Raw genomic sequence first — 18,561 nt, 5'->3', positions numbered from 1 at the left:
GGAATCTTCAAAGAGGATTTAAAAAAAAGAAACCGCCCGACTCGGCGGGCGGTTCCTGAAAAAGCATCCCAACCCCAATAAAGATATTACAGTTCTCGGCGCCGTCTCAGCCAGCCGATCAGACCAGTCCCTACCGCCGCCAGCACAACAGCCCCAGGGGCCGGAACGGCATTGACCAGAATCAGCTGGTCCTGGGCATACCCCGAATAGCATCGGCCGTCGAAATATTTCCACAGGGTCATTACCCTCACATTGCCCAGCCCTTTGCCGTACCATTCTCCGCCCCGAGCAACGGCCTGCTCAGCCAGAAGAACATAATCATTCTTCGGACCAATCACAGAAGCATTTTTGAATTCGGCCTCAATATAGTGAATGGCATTCTGCAGCTTGGTCTGGTCGGTCAGACGGCTGTCCCCTTCCATAAACTTCGTAAAAAGAAACGCCGTCCGCGGGTCCAGCGGGTCGGAATTGACGGCATGAAGCGGCCCCTGTCCATAAATACCGCCGGCCCAGTCCATTCCGCCTTTAACCGCAGAGGTCCCAATCACAGCATAGTACGAAGTATTCGGAGTGAATGTCTCCTGATACTCTAGACAGAACGTCGGCAGAATTGTCCCCGCATCATAGCCGCCGAACCCGTCTTCAAGAATCTGAAAAGCATAGGCGGGTGTCGAATCATTCAGCATTTTAATGGTCGGTCCGGCCGGAACCGAAACACTCAATGCGGCCGCAATAAAAATCACTGTTATCTTTTTCATCACTCACACTCCTAAACAAATAAGATACCGTGTTCTTTTGTCTTCAATGCTTCTATATTTTATACCGGAAAGGCACACCGAAAATGTTAGAAAGAAATAAAAAAACCTATTGTAGACTCATTTTTCCCCTCCAGAGGAACGAATGTATCGAAAATAATGTCTGTAGGACTTAGAGAGGCAAAAAACATCTCCAATCGAATTACTTTTATCGGACTTTTAAGAAATAAGTCACCTTGTGAGTTGAAAAACATGAAACTTTTTTATCCCTGAAATTTCCTAAACCGTCCTTTTTAATTTTTGCAACATAAATGAAAATGTCCGATAAAAAGTCAGCAGACAAAACAAAAACAATATTTATGAAGACTATGTGAGGATTCTATAAAGTTTTTCTTGATTCTTACAGCCGTTTGGGATATATTAGGCTTTATCACAATGGGGGCCGGATATGAACCTTTTTTCGAATTTCTTTGATAGTGCTTCCAGCCAGGAGATCGTTTCGTCCTCTCAAAAAGTTCGTGCGTACCGTTTGGTACAGGAGGAACTCAAGAATCGTGCGGAGAATGCCCAAACGGATACCGCCCAATTCAAGAAAAAACGGGCTGCAGAATGTCTCGAAGAAAACCGCCGCTATCTGGGAAATGCTTATCAGGGATTGGCAATTGTTCAGACGGCGGCCCAAAAAGTAAACCAAATCGAAGAAAAACTGCTTCAGATGAAAGAGCTGGCTTACCGGGCCGCCGGAGGCGTCTATGAGCAGGAAGAAATTCTCGCTTTCCAAGACCGGTACAGCGAGCTGCTTTGCGAAATCACGGAAATTGCCGTCAACTTCCGTCCCGGCGGATTTGCAATGCTTTCGTTCACCGGTTTTGGGACGGTGGGAATCGAAATCGAACGGGGACAGAAAATCGAAGTGGACAGTATGGACATGACCGCTTTGGGGCTGGGGCTTCTGCAGGCAGCGGATTTAACCCGCTCGGCCAAGGATGCCTTGACGAATATTGAACTGGCCCTCGAAGAAACAGCCGCCTATAAACAGCATCTGAAAGAATCAGAACAGCTTCTCGAAAAAGCACTGGATATCCTGAACGATGAGCGGGAGGCGATTCTTCCCGCTGTCCAGTCCATTCGGGAGAAATATTCCGCTCGTCAGACCGTTCGGCAGCTCATCAGCGCCCTGGCAGGCAATTCTCCTCTTTTCGCCGCCCTTTATGCAAAAGTTCAGAGCGACCGTGCATCGTTTCTGCTCAGCAATCGAACAGAGGACGAATAAAACCGACCTCATTCCTTTGACCAGATTCGTGTATTCAGATTCAGGTCCTCGACAACCCCTACCGCCAGCTGAATATCTCCAAAATATTCCTGTATGGTCTGGAAATCCAGCAGACTTTGGAAGAGTTTCGGTTCAAACAAAGACCGGTCGAACCAAACAGCCAGATAGAGTTTGGAGTCGGCAAAAGACAAAAAGATTCTGCGTCCGGTCTTCTGGCGAAATTGAAGAATACGCTCCATCAGAGAGGGAGAAAGAATATATCGGGCTTCAATCGGGTCCTGCCCGTACACGACAAACTCTTTTTCAAACCGGGGATCTTCGAGGACAATCAGATTTGGACGAGCCGGATTCAGAGACTGGAGAGTTTTGCCGAATCGCCCCAACACCCTTTCGGCCGTATCCGGCAAAACAAAGGTTTTGGTTCGAAAATGTTTGGAAAAGTCGGCAATAAAAAAAAGACCGCGGAAAATCGTGTGAACGGTCGTCGTTTTGCCGCTCCTCTGGATATGCTGGGCCAAAATCTCCGAGAACTCAATCTGGGTCTTGCCGACCCGTCCCCAGACCCGATCATCCCCCCTATAAAGGTTCGGCCTTGTCTGAAACAGCTCAGAACGCAGAAAATCCTCCTGAGCAATTTTCCCTTTGGGGTCATACTGCAGACCAGGCTCCAAAAAACAGACCAGACGGCGGATAACCCGTTCTTTGAAATCTCTTTGATAACCCAATCCCAGAACCACAAGAAACCCGACGACCAGTAAGAGCGTCACCAGCAGCGGCACTATCACGGCTGCCGGCTCTTCCGTGAGAGCGAATAAAGGCCCTGCCCAAAAAAGTCCGACCCCCACAAGCACCACCAAACCGATCCCCAACCCTCTCAAAATGTGTTTCCGCCGTTGTTCCAACACCGCCAAATCCGGAAGAAGGGCCTGTTCGTAAAAGGTCTTCATTTCCTCAAAAGTTTTCACCCTCACACCCCCTGCTTACGTTTGACCGAATGAGGCCTTCGGAACCGCCCGCTCAGATGCCTCGATTTGAAAAAGTTCCTGACACCTAAAGCCGAACAGGGCTGCCAGCAGATTCGTTGGAAACATCTCCACAGCATTGTTGTAATCGGTCACAGCGGCATTAAACGCACGCCGTGCCGCCGAAATCTGCTCTTCCAGCTCATTCAGCGTCCGCTGCAGATGCAGAAAATTCTCCGAGGCCTTCAGGTCCGGATACCGTTCCGCAACAACGCGAACGACGCTGACCAGCTGCGTCATCAGGTTGTCGAGGTTTACCTTCTGCTCCGTCGAAAGAGTCTCTTTCATTGCCTGTGCCCGCAGCTCGCTGACTTTCTCGAACAGCTGCCGTTCGTGTTCGGCATACCCCTTGACCGCCGCAACAAGGTTCGGCACGAGGTCCCACCGCTTTTTGAGCATCGCATCCATCGTCCCGAAGATATTGCGGATTTGGTTGCGTTTGGAAATCAGGGAATTGTATCCCCCAATTACAAACATCAGCAGCAAAAACGCAGGCAGCCCAAAAAGCAAGAAACACATCAGCAGCTCCTTACTTGTCCTTTAATCCCGAGAAACCATACCGCCTTTTTCTTACTCCGTCAATCAAAAGAGGGGTTCCCCCCCTGCGGCTGTTTCAAAAATCTTTGAATTTCCCAAGCCATTCTCATTCTTGTAAAATCCCTTTTTTTATGCTATAAGGGAAAGGACATCCGTGACAGATAAAAACCTAACGTACGAATTGACAGGACCTTAGAATGAGTCAGACGCTCACCTACAAAATCTTGCAGCAGCATCTGGTTGAAGGAAAACTTCAGCCGGGTGAACCCATCGGCATCCGAATTGACCAAACTCTCACACAGGACGCCACGGGGACTACGGTCTTTTTGCTGTTTGAGTCCATGGGGCTTGCCCGTGTTCGGACAGAGCTGTCAGTCAGTTATGTGGACCACAATACGGCTCAGTTCGGACCCGAAAACCACAACGACCACCTCTACCTGCAAAGCATCGCCCGCAAAGTGGGAGTTTATCATTCCCGTCCCGGCAACGGCATCTGCCATCAGGTCCATCTCGAACGGTTCGGCAGACCGGGCGCAACCCTGCTGGGCAGCGATTCCCACACCCCCACCTGCGGCGGACTGGGAATGCTGGCCATCGGTGCCGGTGGGCTCGATGTCGCCTCCGCCATGGGCGGCGGGGCCTTTTATCTGACTTGTCCAAAGATCATCGGCGTGCATCTGACCGGACGGCTTCATGATTGGGTTTCCAGCAAGGACATTATCCTCACCCTGTTGAGCATTCTAAGCACAAAAGGAAACGTGGACTGCGTGATTGAATATTTCGGGCCCGGTGTGCAGACACTGACGGTCCCTCAGCGGGCTACCGTGACCAATATGGGTGCCGAACTGGGAGTGACAACCAGCATTTTCCCCAGCGACGAAATGACCGAACAGTTTCTGGCCGCCCAGAACCGGCCGCAGCACTATCGGCCGCTGGCCGCCGACCCGGATGCTCACTACGACCGCATTATTGAAATCAACCTATCCAAACTGGTTCCGATGGCGGCCTGCCCCTCCTCGCCGGATAATGTTGTACCCGTAGAGGAAATTGCCGGACGGAAAATCCATCAGGTCGTCATCGGCAGCTGCACCAACTCCAGCTATACGGATTTGATGATTGCCGCCGAAATCCTCAAAGGGCGGAAAATTGACCCGTCCGTTGAGTTCGGCATCGCCCCCGGCAGCCGTCAGGTGCTTCAGATGATTACGCGCAGCGGGGCCCTGGCCGACCTGCTGGCCGCCGGCGCACGCCTTTTGGAAAGCGCCTGCGGCCCCTGCATCGGGCAGGGCTTTTCTCCGGGCGACGGCACCGTCACCCTGCGAACCTTCAACCGCAATTTCGCCGGACGAACCGGAACAAAGGGCGACCAGTGTTATCTGGTCAGCCCTGAAACGGCGGCGGCCTCGGCCATCATGGGGGAAATTACCGACCCGCGCAGTCTCAAAGAGATGATTGGGCTGCGGTATCCGGCCGTCAAACCCCCGAAGGAATATCTGATTGACGACAGCATGATTGACCCGCCTCTGCCGCCGGAGGAAGCGGCAAACGCCGTAGTCATCCGCGGACCTACAATTGTTGTCCCCGAATCGCCCAGGCCCCTGCCCGAAACGCTGACCGGACAGGTTCTTCTCAAGTGCGGAGATAAAATCACAACCGACCACATTATGCCGGCCGGCGCCTTCCTGAAATACCGGTCGAATGTGCCGGAATATTCCAAGTACGTCTTCAACAGTTTCAATGAGGAAGGCAAGCCAACCTTTGCCCAGCGCTGTCTGGCCCTGAAAAAGCAGGGCCTGTGCGGCATTGTCGTCGCCGGCGAAAGTTACGGTCAGGGCTCCAGCCGCGAGCACGCGGCACTGTGCCCGATGTATCTGGGACTGCGGGCGGTTTTGGCCAAATCCATCGAACGCATTCACCGGGCCAACCTGATTAATTTCGCCATCGTGCCGATTGAGTTCGCCGACCCGGCGGATTACAACCGAATCCAGCCGGACGATATGCTCGAAATCCCGGATCTGACCGGGGCAATCCGCAGTGCCAATGAGGTGGAAATCCGCAACCGTACACAGGAATTTTCCTTCAAAGGCCGCCTGGTCCTCTCTCACCGGGACCGGGAAATCCTGCTGGCTGCCGGTCTGCTCAACTATGCCAAGAAGAAGGCCATGCCGTCATGAACCAAAAACAGCGTATCATTACCTTGTTTGGAACCAGCCGGGCCGACGAACAGGACGAGGTCTTCCGCACCGCCGAGCAGATGGGGGCCCTGCTGGCCCGCAGCGGCTATGCGGTCGCCAACGGCGGCTACGGCGGCGTGATGCTGGCTTCCGCCCGCGGGGCGGCCTCTGTCGGCGGACGGGTCATCGGTGTAACCTGCCGCGCCTTCAAGCGAAGCCCGAATCCCTATCTGACCGAAGAAATTCCGACGGACACCCTTACGGAGCGGCTGGCTTCGCTGATTCGGCTCGGCAGTGCCTATCTGGTTTTCGCCGGCGGGACCGGCACCCTGCTCGAGTTGGCGGACGTCTGGGAACACAAAAACAAAGGGTTTCCGGGAACCGACAAGCCGATCATCCTGATGGGAAATTTCTGGCAGCCGCTGGTGCAGATGATGGCCCAGGCCGACCCCAAAAGCACCCGCTGCCTCCGAACCGCCGAAACCCCTTCAGAAGCCCTGACTATTCTTCAGCAAGAGGGACTCCGATGAAACACAGACTGATTCTTTTTCTGGCTTGGCCGGCAATGGCCCTCGCGCAGGCCGCTGCGGGAGCGGAAAGCACCAAAACTCGCCCCCTGCCCGAAGGGCTGGAGCTGCGGCAGGTGGAAGGGATCGCCCGACTCAATGAAAAAACGAAGGCCTGGCGGTTCAGCCCGCTTACAACACTCACCAGCCGCGGCCTGACGATTGCCCCGGAAACGGAACTGACCATCCTGCCTTCCGGGGCACTCGAAAAAATCCTCTCCTATGCCGGAACGGAAAATCAAGTTCAGGTTCGCATCGATGCCGTCGTAACGCAATACCAAAACGGCAACTTCCTCTTTATTTTTGATGCGGCCCCTCTGAAGAGCTCCTCCGAGGCCGACAAACAGCCGGACAGTCCCAAACCCACGGAAGCAGAGATGAAAAATGTCCTGCGGGCAGCCGCTGACCCCAATGAATCCTCTGTAATTCCGCCGGATATTCTCAAGCGAATGAAGCCGGCTCAGAAAACCGATTTTGCCCGAATGGCGCAGACGGCCCCCGCCGCCGTCAAAGAAGATACGATGCTTGTGAGCCGAACCGGACGCTTTGTCCGCCTTGGTCCGGCGGGCGAGTTCGTGCTGGACGGCTTCGGAAGAAACGTATCCGAACAGTCTTTCGTCCTGCTGCCCTGCCGAACGCTCGAGCAGGTAGAGCAGCAGCACAAGCAGTCGCTCGAACGCCTGCGGTTCCGCGTATCCGGCGTGCTGACCACCTTTCGCGGACGAACCTTTCTGCTCCTTCAGGGGGCCGCCCGAACCTTTACACACGGCAACTTTACTCCGTAATCTTTTCTGTCAGGAGCGTTTGTGTGAGCGGAACACTGGACTCCATTCTGCTGATTTCCGGACAGCCTGACTTTGAGGCCAAAAGCCGACGCCTGCTGGAAGAACATTCGATGCGGGCCTTTCTGGAGGGAAAGCACAGCCTGGCCGAGTCTGTTCGTCAGATTGTCGCTGATGTCGGGCGGCGCGGGGATGCGGCCTTGTGCGAATACAGTGAACGGTTTGACCGAGTCCGCCTGTCGCCGCAGGAGTTTCGCATCCCGCCCAAAGACCTCGAAAAGGCGCATAGACAGCTGCCCCCCGACCTGCTGAAATCCCTCCGCAAGGCCGTCCGGAATGTCCGCAAATATCAGTCGGAGATTTTCATCGGACGAAAAAACCGCCACCTCGGCATCCGCTATCTTCCGTTGGAGCGGGTTGCCGTCTGTGTACCCGGCGCCAGCGCCCCCCTGCCGAGCACCCTGATTATGACCGCCGTGCCGGCACAGGTGGCGGGCGTCAAAGAAATTGCCGTCCTCTCCCCGCCCCGCTGGCAGGGAAGCATCCATCCGGTCATCCTCGGCCTGTGCCGGGAATTGGACATCACAGAGGTTTACCGGCTGGGCGGAGCCCATGCCGTTGCGGCGCTGGCCTTTGGGACTGAAACCATTCGCAAGGCCGATAAAATTGTCGGACCCGGCCACGATGTCGTCCAGCTGGCCAAAAAGGAGGTCTTCGGGCTGGTGGACATTGATTCCTTCGCCGGCCCCAGCGATGTGCTGATTGTCGCCAACCGCCAGGCCAATCCCGACTGGGTGGCCGCCGACATGCTCAGCCAGGCCGAACACAATCCCGGCGCCGGGATTGTTGTAACCGATTCACCGGATTTTGCCCGAAAAGTGCTCGCAGCCCTCGAAGAGCAGCTGCCTCAGCTGGACCGGGCGGAAGGCACACAGCGGTGTCTGCTCGAATCCAGCGGCATCCTCGTGTTCCCGTCGATGGAGGCGGCGATTGACTGGGCAAATGAATTCGCCGCCGAACATGTTCAGGTTCAGTGCGGCCGGCAAAGCCGTGCTGTCGCCCGCCGGCTCCGGAATGCCGGCGCTGTCTTTGTCGGCCCCTATTCGCCGGTGGCCGTCGGCGATTACTGGGCCGGACCCAGCCATACCCTGCCGACACGCCAGACCAGCCGATATTTCAGCGCCCTGACCAGCAACGATTTTGTCAAATCCGTCAGCTGGATTGAATACACAGAAGACCAGCTTCGCCGCAGCGCAGAGGATATCATCCGGCTGGCTCAGACGGAGGGGCTGGATGCCCATGCCAAAAGCATTCAGAAACGCCTGCGCAAACAGCCGCCAAAGAAAGGATAAGCTATGGACCGAACAGAACAGGCCGTCTGTTTATTCCAGAAAGGATACAACTGTGCTCAGGCGATTCTGGCCGTCTGGTGCGAACGGTTCGGGCTTCCGCAGGAAACCGCCGTTAAACTGGCCGGCGGATTGGGCGGCGGCATCGGACGAAACGGGGAAACCTGCGGCGCCCTCACCGGTGCCGTTCTGGTGCTCGGCCTGCGCTACGGCACAGCCGACCCTCTGGACAAGAACACCAAATACGACCTGTACCGCAGGACGCGGGAGCTGATGCATCGCTTCAAAGACCACGCCGGCTCGCTCTACTGCCGACAGCTGCTCGGCTTCGATATGGCCACTCCGGAAGGGCTGGCCGCCTCGCAGAAACCGGGCGCCTTTGACGAATGCCCTCAGTTTGTCCGCATCGCCGCGGAATTACTGGACAAAATGCTCGAATAAGAAAGGAGCCGAACATGCCGCTGAAAAAACACATTATTCTGGGTGTACACATTACAGATCGAATTCATCATGTGGATTCCGTCCAGCATCTCTTGACGGAATACGGCTGCAGCATCCGGACCCGCCTGGGCCTGCACGAAGCGGAGGCAGGCTTTTGTTCCCCAAACGGGCTGATTCTGCTCGAAATGACCGATGATGAGAAAACCGCTGATGAACTGGCGGCCAAACTTAATAAAATCGAAGGCGTCGAAGTCAAAAAAATGCTGTTTAACCACTCCTAATGATTGTGGCCTTTGCGGATGCTTACGGATAATATTCTCGACCTGATCGGCAACACCCCCCTGATTCAGCTGCGGGGCGAGCCCATCTATGCCAAGGCGGAGTTTCTTAATCCAGGCGGGAGCATCAAGGACCGCGTCGCCCTGGCCATGCTCGAAGGGGCCGAGCGGGACGGCAAGCTCAAACCCGATTCCATCATCGTCGAACCCACCTCCGGCAATACGGGCATCGGCATAGCCCTCGTCGGTCGGCTGAAGGGCTACAAAGTCCGCATCGTAATGCCCGAAAATATGAGCATCGAACGCAAGAAACTCATCAAAGCCCTCGGAGCCGACTTGATTTTGACTCCCGCCGAAAAAAGCATCGCCGGCGCCGTCGAAACGGTCGAACAGATGCAGATTGAAAACCCCCGCGTCTTTGTTCCCCAGCAGTTCAAAAATCCAGACAATCCCCGTATTCATTATGAACAGACAGCCGTGGAACTATGGCGGCAGATGACCGGCGATATTGCCTGTTTTGTCGCCGGCGTCGGCAGCGGCGGCACACTCCAGGGCATCGGACGATTCCTGCGGGAGCACAAATCCGATGTACGAATCGTCGCCGTCGAACCCAAAGACGTATCCGCACTGCTGGGGCACGAACCCGGCCTGCATCAGATACAGGGCATCGGCGACGGCTTCATTCCGGACATTCTGGATGTTTCTTTGGTGGATGAAGTCATCGAAGTCACCGATGAAGATGCCATTGAAACCACTCGGCAGCTGAGTATGAAGCATGGCCTTCTGGTCGGCATCTCCTCCGGAGCCAATGTCTGGGCAGCCAGACAGATGGCGGCTCGAATCAAAGGAAATATCGCAACGGTATTGCCGGATCGTGCCGAGCGATACTTCAGCACCGCCCTGCTGTAAAAGGAAAACCAATGGACTACCAAACCCTGAAAAATCGGCTGCTCGAATTCCGCCGACAGCGGGACTGGGAGCAGTTTCACGACCCGAAAAATCTGGCGGAAGGGCTGATTATTGAGGCGGGCGAACTGCTGGAAAACTTTCTGTGGAAGCAGCCCGCCGACTGCAGACACTTGACACCAACAGAGCGGAAAAGGGTGGAAGAGGAAATCGGCGACATCTTCGCCTTTTTGATTTATTTATGCTGCGAGCTGAACATCGACCCCTTCGAAGCCGCCCGCCGAAAAATCGAAATCAACGAGCAGAAATACCCGGTCGAAAAATCCAAAGGAAAAAGCACCAAGTACAAAGACTTATAACCTCTCCGCCAGTCCTTTCAGGAGGATCGAAAAACAGGAACAGCATCTGGTCTTTCCACATCCCTTTTCCCTCAGGAGGATGAATGGGCTGAAGCCCCGGCAGGAGCAGATTCTTTGGATGGATTTTTTGTATCATAATACTTCAGGGCTTCCCGAACCATGGGTTTAAATTCCTCTTCGAGCTTCCACGGCTTGGTGATGAACTTGTAGATGTGCCCTTCATTAATCGCCGTCAGCAAAGTCGTAATCTGGGTATAGCCGCTCAAGACCATCCGGACAATATCCGGATACAGCTCCCGCACTTTGCGGAGCAGCTCCAGGCCGTTCATCTCCGGCATCCGCATGTCGGTCACGATTACATGCACTTTGTTCTTCTTGAGAATCTCGAGGGCTTCCGCCCCGCTGTTGGCAAACAGGCAGCGGTATGGTTCATCCATCAGACCTCGCCGCAGCGACTGCAAAAGCCGCACTTCATCATCCACAAACAGAACGGTAGGGTTTTCCATATCTCACCTCTTATTTCAGTGTTACCGGTTTGACACAGAATGATATTCGGACTGCTCCTGTGAAATCCGGTCTGTCGTCTCTTTCGGACCTTCCCGAGGCAGCTTAATAGTAAATTTCGTCCCTTTTCCGACCTCACTGTCCACCAGAATCTGTCCCTGATGTTTGCTTACCACAATATCATACGAAACACTTAACCCAAGTCCGGTACCTTTTCCGGCGGGCTTGGTTGTAAAAAACGGGTCAAAAATCTGGGAACGAATCTCGAGAGGGATTCCCGGGCCGTCATCTTCAATCTCACAAACCACAAAATCTCCCTCCTCCCGCGTTCGGATGTAAATATGCCCGGGTCCCTGACGATTCTGCGAACGGATGGCCTGAGCCGCATTGACCAGAATATTCAGGAAAACCTGATTGATCTGCCCGGGATGGCAATGAATTTTGGGGAGCGTCCCCAATTCGGTGACTACCTCCATATCATACTTGATTTCATTGCGGGCCACCACAAGGGTGCTCCGGATGCCGTCATTGATGTCATAATCGCCCATCTCCGTACTCTGGTCAATCCGTGAGAAATCCCGCAAATTCTGAATGATGCTGGTAACCCGCTGAAGACCTTCCTGCGACTCTGTAAAGAGGTCCTGAATATCCGCAAGAATAAAATCAATTTTCTTTTCCTGACGATATTGGCGGATTTCAAGCAGTTTTTCCAGTACCGGCGGATACGGATTCTCCTCCAGCACTTCACATACCTGTTCATAAAGTGCCAACAGACCTTTCAGCTTCGTCAAATAGGTCTGAAGGGTCTCAAAATTGCTGGCCACAAACCCCACGGGTGTGTTCATTTCATGAGCCACACCCGCCGCCAGATGACCGATGGAGGCCATCTTCTCGCTTTGAACCATCTGGGCCTGAGCTTTCTGAAGCTGTTTGTGAGCTCTGGCCAGCTCCTCAAGGGCTTTTTGCGTCTGAATCTGATTTTTCTTCCGCTCAAGAGCAAAATAAATCGACTTGGTCAGAGAGGCCTGATTGAATTCTCCTTTGGCCAGATAATCCTGTGCTCCATAGGACATCGCCGTCAAATCCGCCGTTTTGTCATCCTCACCTGTAATAACAATAATGGCGGTGGCCGGATACTGCCGATTAACCTGATCCACCATCTCCAGGCCGTTCCCATCCGGCAGATGCAGGTCCAGCAAAAGAACATCGAAAGGACGCTGGGCCAGATGCTCGAGCATCGTCTGCTTGGTTCCTGCACAAACAATGCAGTCATCCGCCCGTCTCATCCGACTCTTTTCGAGCATTTTCCTCAAAAGAGTCCGACAAGTCGGGTCATCATCCACAATCAGGACGGAAAGAGACCGGCTTCCACAGCCCCGTGAAGAACCGCCCGAAGAACCGCAAAGCAGCTGAGTACTCGTCTGCTCCATCCGCTGTCTGTCCTTTACTGAGCCGATTTGACCTGTTCAATCCAGTCGGGCTGAGTCAAAAAGGCGCTCAGACGTTCAAAGGCCTGACGAATCTCTTCAAACATAGCATCGGCCTTTTCCATCTGATTGTTTTTGGCTGCCAGCTCGAGGGCAAAGGCCTTTTCCGCCAGTTCCGCCGCCGCCATGTTTCGGGCCGTCCCTTTGATTCGATGGGCCAGCAGCTGGACATTCGCTACATCCTTCGACTCCACCGCCTGCTGAAGCTGCTGAAGCACCGAAGGTGTTTCCTCCAGAACCGTCTGGGCCACCACCTGCAGAATCTCCGGGTCATCGCAGATTTTGGACAAGTCCTCCCATCGAATCAGAGGAACAGTCTTGGCAACCGGGCTTTGCGACGCAGTTTCTTCAGGGCTGCCGATAGCGTCCCGGCACAAATCCGTCAATTGTTCTACCTGCGACCGAATCTGGTCTACTTGTTTGTCCATATCATCGTCCTTTCCGGAAAGATATTTATAGAGCACTTCTTTGAGTTTTTCGCGGTCAATGGGCTTTTGCAGATAGCCGTTGCAGCCGGCAGCCAGACATTTCTTTTCATCTTCTTTCATCGCATGGGCCGTCAAAGCGATAATCGGTATGGTACAGCCCCTTTCACGCAGCAGCCGCGAGGCATCGTAGCCGTTCAGAACCGGCATCTGCATGTCCATAAAAATCAAGTCGAACTTCCCCTCCTGAACCCGTTCGAGAGCCTGCTGACCGTTTTCCACAATCTCCACCTCCAGCCCCATTTTCTCCAGCAGCAGACGAATCAGGGCCTGGTTACCCTTGGCGTCTTCCGCCACAAGGATTCGTCCCTTCAGCGGTCCCTTCTGCGGCTTGGATTTTTCCTGCGCGAGTTCCCTGGCCACTGATTCGGAATGGTCATAGCGGTTCATCACCGGCTGGTCTTTGACATTGACACCGGTCGGCAGAATGATGGAGAAGACCGACCCTTTGCCCACCTCGCTTCGCACCTCCATATGACCGCCCAGCAGATGCACAAGCTGTTTGGTAATCGTCAGCCCAAGTCCGGTTCCGCCGTACTTACGGGTTGTGCTGCCGTCGGCCTGGGTAAAGGCCTCAAAGATCTTGTCAATCTTGTCTTCGGGAATTCCGATACCGGTATCCTCCACATCAAACCGGATATAATCCGCCTCATCCTGCCTCTGAATGTAAACATTGACAAAAACATGGCCGGACTCGGTGAACTTAATGGCATTGCTGACCAGATTCACTAGACACTGACGGACCCGTACCGGGTCGGAATAAATCATCACCGGCAAATCACTGCACTGGAGAATCTCGAAATCCAACCCCTTATTCAGGGCCATCGGACGAAGCAGAGAATTGAGGTCTTCGAGGAACTCCCGCAGGGATATCTCCACGATTTCGGTATTCAGTTTGCCGGCTTCAATTTTTGAGAAGTCCAGAATATCATTAATCAGCTGCAGCAGCATTTTTCCGTTGTTGAGAATCAGCTGGATGTATTTGCGATGCTCAGGACTGATGCCGGGTTCTTCATTAAGCACATCGCTGAAACCGATGATGGAGTTCATCGGTGTGCGGATTTCATGGCTCATATTGGCCAAAAATTCGCTCTTGGCCCGGCTGGCCTCCTGGGCCTGTTTGGCCAGCAGATTGGCCTTTTCCACCGCCAGTTCAAGCTGCCGGTTGCTCTGTTTAAGCTCCGCCGTGCGCTCATTGACCATTTCTTCCAGATGGTCCCGATGCTGAATCAGTTCAATCTGGGCTTTCTGCCTTTCTTCAATCTCCTTCTGAATCTGATCGAGCATTCCGTTGAAGGCCTCAATCAGAATCCCCACTTCATCCCGGCTGGTCAGTGCGGCCCGGACGGAATAGTCCTTCCGTTCTGAAACCTGCCGGGCCACTTGCGCCAGAGCCAGAATCGGACCCGAAATCAGATGCTGCAGGGAGGACGAAAGAATATAAGCCACAACGGCCGCCAGCAGAAGAATGCACAAGTTGATGACGGCGCTGCGCTGGAGGGATTCCCGAAGCGGCTGCAGGTTTGAACAGAGAATAATGCGGCCGATCGGCTCATTTTCCAGAACAATTTTCTGAGAAAGAATTAAAAAGGTGTCCGTGAAATAATATTCTTTCTCCGACAGTATTTTCAGGTCAATTCCAAAACATTTCAGTCTTTCCATCCCCCCGTGTTCATGTTTCTGGTGTTCAAGTCCCTGATAGAAATCCGTAAACAGTTCATCATTGCGATCCAGCACACAGACATATTCAATGGTCGGCTTGACCCGGAATATCTGCAGCGTATCCTGAGCCCCATTCACATCATTGAACTGCACCGCCGCCTTGCAGTTCTCCGCCGCAATCTGGGCCTGGACCCGCAGGTCCTGAATCAGCCCCTGCCGCTGCACCTGACGGTCCCAGAGCAGAAAGATTCCGCCGGCCAGAATCAATGCGGCCAGCGAGGTGCCCATAATCACACTGGTAATCTTTCGCCGGATCGTCCAGCGGAAGCAGCTCAGAGGAAACAACCGCTTCAGTACATCCACGTTGGAGCGAACCTTACTTTCCATTTGATTCTTTCTCCTGAATCACTCGACGTGCCAACTTCAACAGCTGTGAACTGATTTTCAGACCCTGTTTTTCAGCCTGAGTCAGATGAATCTCAAATCGAACCTTGTTCTCCTCCTTCACGAAAACAATGATGCCTTTGAAATTAAGAAACCCCTCCGCCTCTCCGACCGTCAGGATAGGAAACGACTGGACCTGCTGGAGATGTTCCGCCAGCCAGTTTTTTTCGGAATTGCAGTAAAACAGAACGTGACAGCCGCGAATTGTCTCCCCCTGCTCATGCCAATACTGCTCGACAGCCGCCTGTTTGTCGGAAACCTTTTTCGCATAAGCCGCCATTCCGGGAACAAAAATCAGTTTCAGAGGGCGGTCTTTGATTTTTTTGTCCATCAGCGGCTCAAAGGCCTTGCCGAACGGATTCTCTCCGACAATACCGACCTGCATCGGCGGCGGGGATGAATCATTCGCTCCTCCATTCTCCATCTTCTCCGCAGGCCATTCCGTGAACTTCATAAAATTGTAAATAAATGCCGCTTTCACCTGATACTCCACTTCCTCCGGGGACTTGCCCGATTCCGTCATCGCCTGGCTTAACAAAACGCCTCCCGGCAGTCCGACAGGCGTATCGGCGGTGCTTTTTGCTCCTTCCAGAAGGCCCAAAAGGAAAAAGACCGCCCAAACAATTCCAGCCCGCCTTCGCGCAGCCGCCGAAGCTGCTGCGGGAACGCCGTCTGCTCTTGGGTGTTGATTCCATTCAGGTTTTAAGCATCGCTTTGACGGCATTCGATGCTTGACCCTTTCAGAAATTCCTTCTTTTAACCTTTCACGGATTCAACTCGGGCTCCCATCGGCTGTCTCGCAAGTCCGAAAACATCATTAACACATTTCTTAACATCTTTGGACTTTGGACATTTCGACATCTTCGTTTATCAACTTAATGGGCAAATCCCCCGGGGCAAATTTCTTCAAAAAACGGCATAAATATTTAGCAATCAGATACTTAAGACAAACCGAACCCCGCAAATATTTTCGGATAACTTTCGAAGTCTTTTATCGGACGTATCAGATTGCCGAGAAAAGTTCAGTCTGGACGGCCGGAAAGAACTTTTGAGGTTCGACTGAGGTGATTCAGGTGGAGCTGGTGAAATTGATTATTTTTATCCAGAAGATTGCAGAGCAGCCGCATCTGTGAGAAAAACAGTTCCATCAGGGCAAGGTTAGCTTGAGCCGTCGCACGGGTATAACCCGGCAGAACGACAAAAAGATACCCAACAGGAAAACGTTCCGTGTACAGTTCGCTTCCTATCAGACAGACGCCTCCCATCGAGCCGAGAACAGGGTCCTGGCCGTCTTCAATGTGTTCACAATAGGACAAAAGGGCCTGCGGGTCCGGAAAATGATGCTGAAAACGAGTCCGGTCATCCGTCCAGATTTTCCGCTCCGGCCCCACCAAGACCAGCCACGGACCGTCCTCAGGCACCTCCGGCAGAATCAGTCGGGCCAGCTGCTCGATAAAAAACTGACTGGATGAGAAAAGCGAATCGTACAGGTCTTCCATAAGCATATCCTCTGCATACAAACGATGAATGCCTCGGCAAAAAGAGAGGACAGCTTTTCCTGCAGAATAAAAAAATAAAGAAAAATGAGAAAAAAATGGGAACGGAGATGTGTTATAAGACGTTTTGTGTGGAGTGATTGGAACCTTTCCCAGGGCCCGGCTTGCTCTTAAACTTGACCATCCGGACCTGATTGCCCTTGGAATTATACTGGACTTGGTCCATAAACGAACGAATCAGCAGGACTCCGCGTCCGGAACATTTATACAGGTTTTCCGGCTCTCGCGGGTCAGGAAGGGCATCCGGCTGAAAGCCCGGCCCTTCATCGGCAATGGAAATCTCGAATCGGCTGGGCGTAATGGAATATTGGACATGAATTTTTTTACTCGGGTCCCCCTGATTGCCGTGCTGAATCGCATTGACAAAGGCCTCCTCCAGAGCCAAATGGATGGCAAACAGGTCCTCTTCACCGAATCCCTTCCGCACAGCTTCCTGAAGAAGTTCGCCGCAAAGACGCTCCGCCGCCTCCATTGTTCCGGGCAGTTCAAGTTGTGTCGGCGAACATTCAGGATTGGCTGCCATAAACCTTTCCTTTTGGACGGCTTCTTCTCAGGACGGCAGAAACCCAAAAAACTCTTAGACCAATCCCTCCAGGGCTTCCTGACGGGTTGGATAAATGTCAAAGACCTTGTCGAGCCGGGTAATTTTGAAGATTTCGTAAATCTTCGGCTGGATACCGCACAGACGGAGAATGCCCTCCGACTCATAAATCTTTTTACTCAAGCGGATCAGAAGCCCAAGGACAGAACTGGTCAGAAAACGGACCTGTGAAAAATCCACCACCAGCTTAATCGGATTATTTTCTTCAATCAGGGGCAGGAAAGAACTTTCCAGCGCCTGGATTTGCGATTCTTCGAGAATTTTTTCATCGACAAGCGTTGCCACAATCACATCGCCGCCGACATAGTCAATTGTCATATTGGGACTCTTCTGGTCCATAAAACCTCCCATATCATTTCATTTGCCGGAATCCTATGTTATCCCCCCTGTGATGTCAAGCATGCACTCAAAAAACCGGAACAAATCCTATCTAAGAACATAATTTTAAGATATTTATATTTATAGATATACAGGAGCCATATCGTCCCTTATAAACCATTCTTATTGGCTCATGCCCCCCAAAAACCATCTTTTTTCTTTTATCGATAATTTTACTCTTGCAAGTCCTGAACATTTATTGATAATAAACCTATAGATTTGTGAGATTCCGATTTATCTGAAAAAGAGTTTTGCAATCAATGAATGTCAATAAATAAACCAGAAATCACAGGAGGTTTCGTTATGAAAATCAGCAGATCAACAGGGTATGCTCTTATTGCGGTAGGTTATATCGCTCAAAATTACAAAGAGGGTGCTGTGCTGGCGGCGCGGATTTCGAAAGAATACAATATTCCTCTGGAATACCTCTTAAAAATCCTCCAGCAGCTGGTTCGGGCAAATGTTCTTCGAAGCAAACGCGGGCCTCGCGGCGGCTTCTTCCTGGCTCGCCCGGCCGAAAACATCTCCCTGCTGGAAATCATTGAAGCCGTGGATGGTCCCCTGCTCACACATCTGCATCTTGCGGAACAGACCAACAATGCCCCGTTCAGCGTAAAAATGGAAGAACTTTGCCGGAAAGCCACCGAAGAGGTACGAGCCATTTACGACAAAGCCAAACTTTCCCAGGTACTCGGGCAAATCTCCTAAAAATCAGCAGCAATGGAAATCCGTCAGTTTCAGCAATGGATTCGTGACCGCTATGAAAAGCGGGATCGAGAACGGGGAACTCCGGGAACATTCCTGTGGTTCATTGAAGAGGTCGGGGAGCTGGCAACAGCCCTGGCAGGCAATGACCCGAAGAATAAGGCCGAAGAGTTTGCGGATGTTTTTGCCTGGCTGTGTACACTGGCGAATATTAACGACGTGGACCTCGAAAAAGCCGTTGAAAAATACACACTCGGAAAGGTCGAGGGCTTCAAATAAAACCTGCTGCAGTCGATA

21 protein-coding genes are annotated in these 18,561 nt (G+C 52.8%); 11 read left to right on the top strand and 10 right to left on the bottom strand.

Annotated features, from left to right (window positions below; all coding sequences use genetic code 11):
* Window positions 1-86: 86 nt before the first annotated feature.
* Complete coding sequence (locus PKY88_10840; GenBank protein HOQ05696.1) at window positions 87-758, bottom strand: hypothetical protein; 672 nt, start codon at window positions 756-758, stop codon at window positions 87-89.
* 445 nt (window positions 759-1,203) lie between these two features.
* On the opposite strand from PKY88_10840, the gene PKY88_10835 reads away from it, so the two are divergent.
* A complete protein-coding gene (locus tag PKY88_10835) occupies window positions 1,204-2,028 on the top strand; it encodes a hypothetical protein (protein HOQ05695.1) in 825 nt (274 codons plus the stop codon).
* Window positions 2,029-2,036: 8 nt separating this feature from the next.
* Here PKY88_10835 and PKY88_10830 read toward each other — a convergent pair whose 3' ends face one another.
* Both PKY88_10830 and PKY88_10825 read right to left on the bottom strand, forming a co-directional pair.
* Window positions 2,037-2,993: a DUF3137 domain-containing protein gene (locus PKY88_10830; GenBank protein ID HOQ05694.1), complete on the bottom strand. Its 957-nt coding sequence runs from the start codon at window positions 2,991-2,993 to the stop codon at window positions 2,037-2,039.
* Between the two features lie 15 nt (window positions 2,994-3,008).
* Window positions 3,009-3,569: a LemA family protein gene (locus PKY88_10825; GenBank protein HOQ05693.1), complete on the bottom strand. Its 561-nt coding sequence runs from the start codon at window positions 3,567-3,569 to the stop codon at window positions 3,009-3,011.
* A 215-nt stretch (window positions 3,570-3,784) separates the two neighbouring features.
* On the opposite strand from PKY88_10825, the gene PKY88_10820 reads away from it, so the two are divergent.
* Genes PKY88_10820 through PKY88_10785 form a run of 8 tightly spaced genes read left to right on the top strand, consistent with a single transcriptional unit; the run spans window position 3,785 to window position 10,442 of the window.
* On the top strand, window positions 3,785-5,761 hold the full coding sequence (locus PKY88_10820; protein ID HOQ05692.1) for an aconitate hydratase: 1,977 nt from the start codon (window positions 3,785-3,787) through the stop codon (window positions 5,759-5,761).
* Window positions 5,758-6,291 carry an LOG family protein gene (locus PKY88_10815; protein ID HOQ05691.1) on the top strand — a complete coding sequence of 178 codons (534 nt, stop codon included), beginning with the start codon at window positions 5,758-5,760 and terminating at the stop codon, window positions 6,289-6,291. The genes PKY88_10820 and PKY88_10815 overlap by 4 nt, the downstream gene beginning before the upstream one ends.
* Entirely contained in the window at window positions 6,288-7,112 is an 825-nt protein-coding gene (locus PKY88_10810; protein HOQ05690.1) for a hypothetical protein, read from the top strand. Before PKY88_10815 ends, PKY88_10810 begins: the two co-directional genes overlap by 4 nt.
* Window positions 7,113-7,135: 23 nt before the next feature.
* Complete coding sequence (gene hisD / locus PKY88_10805) at window positions 7,136-8,461, top strand: histidinol dehydrogenase (GenBank protein ID HOQ05689.1); 1,326 nt, start codon at window positions 7,136-7,138, stop codon at window positions 8,459-8,461.
* 3 nt (window positions 8,462-8,464) lie between these two features.
* Window positions 8,465-8,899, top strand: coding sequence for a C-GCAxxG-C-C family protein (locus PKY88_10800; protein ID HOQ05688.1), 435 nt, complete (start codon window positions 8,465-8,467; stop codon window positions 8,897-8,899).
* A 14-nt stretch (window positions 8,900-8,913) separates the two neighbouring features.
* Window positions 8,914-9,180 carry a hypothetical protein gene (locus PKY88_10795; protein ID HOQ05687.1) on the top strand — a complete coding sequence of 89 codons (267 nt, stop codon included), beginning with the start codon at window positions 8,914-8,916 and terminating at the stop codon, window positions 9,178-9,180.
* An 18-nt stretch (window positions 9,181-9,198) separates the two neighbouring features.
* Window positions 9,199-10,086 carry a cysteine synthase A gene (gene cysK / locus PKY88_10790; GenBank protein HOQ05686.1) on the top strand — a complete coding sequence of 296 codons (888 nt, stop codon included), beginning with the start codon at window positions 9,199-9,201 and terminating at the stop codon, window positions 10,084-10,086.
* Between the two features lie 11 nt (window positions 10,087-10,097).
* A complete protein-coding gene (locus PKY88_10785; protein HOQ05685.1) occupies window positions 10,098-10,442 on the top strand; it encodes a nucleotide pyrophosphohydrolase in 345 nt (114 codons plus the stop codon).
* Between the two features lie 71 nt (window positions 10,443-10,513).
* Here PKY88_10785 and PKY88_10780 read toward each other — a convergent pair whose 3' ends face one another.
* The 7 genes from PKY88_10780 to PKY88_10750 form a co-directional block, all read right to left on the bottom strand.
* Window positions 10,514-10,948: a response regulator gene (locus PKY88_10780; protein HOQ05684.1), complete on the bottom strand. Its 435-nt coding sequence runs from the start codon at window positions 10,946-10,948 to the stop codon at window positions 10,514-10,516.
* Window positions 10,949-10,969: 21 nt separating this feature from the next.
* Window positions 10,970-12,376, bottom strand: coding sequence for an ATP-binding protein (locus tag PKY88_10775; GenBank protein ID HOQ05683.1), 1,407 nt, complete (start codon window positions 12,374-12,376; stop codon window positions 10,970-10,972).
* Window positions 12,377-12,390: 14 nt separating this feature from the next.
* Window positions 12,391-14,967, bottom strand: a complete 2,577-nt coding sequence (locus PKY88_10770; GenBank protein HOQ05682.1) for an ATP-binding protein — start codon at window positions 14,965-14,967, stop codon at window positions 12,391-12,393.
* Window positions 14,957-15,748, bottom strand: a complete 792-nt coding sequence (locus PKY88_10765) for a YfiR family protein (protein ID HOQ05681.1) — start codon at window positions 15,746-15,748, stop codon at window positions 14,957-14,959. The genes PKY88_10770 and PKY88_10765 overlap by 11 nt, the downstream gene beginning before the upstream one ends.
* Window positions 15,749-16,046: 298 nt before the next feature.
* Window positions 16,047-16,523 (bottom strand): hypothetical protein, encoded by a 477-nt coding sequence (locus PKY88_10760; GenBank protein ID HOQ05680.1) that lies wholly within the window; start codon window positions 16,521-16,523, stop codon window positions 16,047-16,049.
* A gap of 112 nt (window positions 16,524-16,635) precedes the next feature.
* Entirely contained in the window at window positions 16,636-17,103 is a 468-nt protein-coding gene (locus tag PKY88_10755) for an ATP-binding protein (protein ID HOQ05679.1), read from the bottom strand.
* Window positions 17,104-17,157: 54 nt separating this feature from the next.
* The gene (locus tag PKY88_10750) at window positions 17,158-17,520 is read right to left on the bottom strand and encodes an STAS domain-containing protein (protein HOQ05678.1); all 363 of its coding nucleotides are present in this window, start codon (window positions 17,518-17,520) and stop codon (window positions 17,158-17,160) included.
* Window positions 17,521-17,862: 342 nt separating this feature from the next.
* Here PKY88_10750 and PKY88_10745 point away from each other — a divergent pair, with 342 nt between their 5' ends.
* Together PKY88_10745 and PKY88_10740 are read left to right on the top strand one after the other, a co-directional pair.
* Complete coding sequence (locus PKY88_10745; protein ID HOQ05677.1) at window positions 17,863-18,267, top strand: Rrf2 family transcriptional regulator; 405 nt, start codon at window positions 17,863-17,865, stop codon at window positions 18,265-18,267.
* Between the two features lie 12 nt (window positions 18,268-18,279).
* Window positions 18,280-18,543 carry a MazG nucleotide pyrophosphohydrolase domain-containing protein gene (locus PKY88_10740; GenBank protein HOQ05676.1) on the top strand — a complete coding sequence of 88 codons (264 nt, stop codon included), beginning with the start codon at window positions 18,280-18,282 and terminating at the stop codon, window positions 18,541-18,543.
* Window positions 18,544-18,561: the final 18 nt, after the last annotated feature.

The organism is Anaerohalosphaeraceae bacterium (assembly GCA_035378985.1).
In the GTDB taxonomy this organism is placed as follows: Bacteria; Planctomycetota; Phycisphaerae; order Sedimentisphaerales; family Anaerohalosphaeraceae; genus JAHDQI01.
Note: the sequence above shows the minus strand (reverse complement) of the source record. Positions and strands in the feature narration are given on the sequence as shown.

Coding starts and splice junctions, on each gene's coding strand:
- PKY88_10840 (HOQ05696.1), bottom strand. CDS start 758: ATGAAAAAGATAACAGTGATTTTTATTGCGGCCGCATTGAGTGTTTCG.
- PKY88_10835 (HOQ05695.1), top strand. CDS start 1,204: ATGAACCTTTTTTCGAATTTCTTTGATAGTGCTTCCAGCCAGGAGATC.
- PKY88_10825 (HOQ05693.1), bottom strand. CDS start 3,569: ATGTGTTTCTTGCTTTTTGGGCTGCCTGCGTTTTTGCTGCTGATGTTT.
- PKY88_10820 (HOQ05692.1), top strand. CDS start 3,785: ATGAGTCAGACGCTCACCTACAAAATCTTGCAGCAGCATCTGGTTGAA.
- PKY88_10815 (HOQ05691.1), top strand. CDS start 5,758: ATGAACCAAAAACAGCGTATCATTACCTTGTTTGGAACCAGCCGGGCC.
- PKY88_10810 (HOQ05690.1), top strand. CDS start 6,288: ATGAAACACAGACTGATTCTTTTTCTGGCTTGGCCGGCAATGGCCCTC.
- PKY88_10800 (HOQ05688.1), top strand. CDS start 8,465: ATGGACCGAACAGAACAGGCCGTCTGTTTATTCCAGAAAGGATACAAC.
- PKY88_10795 (HOQ05687.1), top strand. CDS start 8,914: ATGCCGCTGAAAAAACACATTATTCTGGGTGTACACATTACAGATCGA.
- cysK (HOQ05686.1), top strand. CDS start 9,199: ATGCTTACGGATAATATTCTCGACCTGATCGGCAACACCCCCCTGATT.
- PKY88_10785 (HOQ05685.1), top strand. CDS start 10,098: ATGGACTACCAAACCCTGAAAAATCGGCTGCTCGAATTCCGCCGACAG.
- PKY88_10780 (HOQ05684.1), bottom strand. CDS start 10,948: ATGGAAAACCCTACCGTTCTGTTTGTGGATGATGAAGTGCGGCTTTTG.
- PKY88_10775 (HOQ05683.1), bottom strand. CDS start 12,376: ATGGAGCAGACGAGTACTCAGCTGCTTTGCGGTTCTTCGGGCGGTTCT.
- PKY88_10770 (HOQ05682.1), bottom strand. CDS start 14,967: ATGGAAAGTAAGGTTCGCTCCAACGTGGATGTACTGAAGCGGTTGTTT.
- PKY88_10765 (HOQ05681.1), bottom strand. CDS start 15,748: ATGCCGTCAAAGCGATGCTTAAAACCTGAATGGAATCAACACCCAAGA.
- PKY88_10760 (HOQ05680.1), bottom strand. CDS start 16,523: ATGGAAGACCTGTACGATTCGCTTTTCTCATCCAGTCAGTTTTTTATC.
- PKY88_10755 (HOQ05679.1), bottom strand. CDS start 17,103: ATGGCAGCCAATCCTGAATGTTCGCCGACACAACTTGAACTGCCCGGA.
- PKY88_10750 (HOQ05678.1), bottom strand. CDS start 17,520: ATGGACCAGAAGAGTCCCAATATGACAATTGACTATGTCGGCGGCGAT.
- PKY88_10745 (HOQ05677.1), top strand. CDS start 17,863: ATGAAAATCAGCAGATCAACAGGGTATGCTCTTATTGCGGTAGGTTAT.
- PKY88_10740 (HOQ05676.1), top strand. CDS start 18,280: ATGGAAATCCGTCAGTTTCAGCAATGGATTCGTGACCGCTATGAAAAG.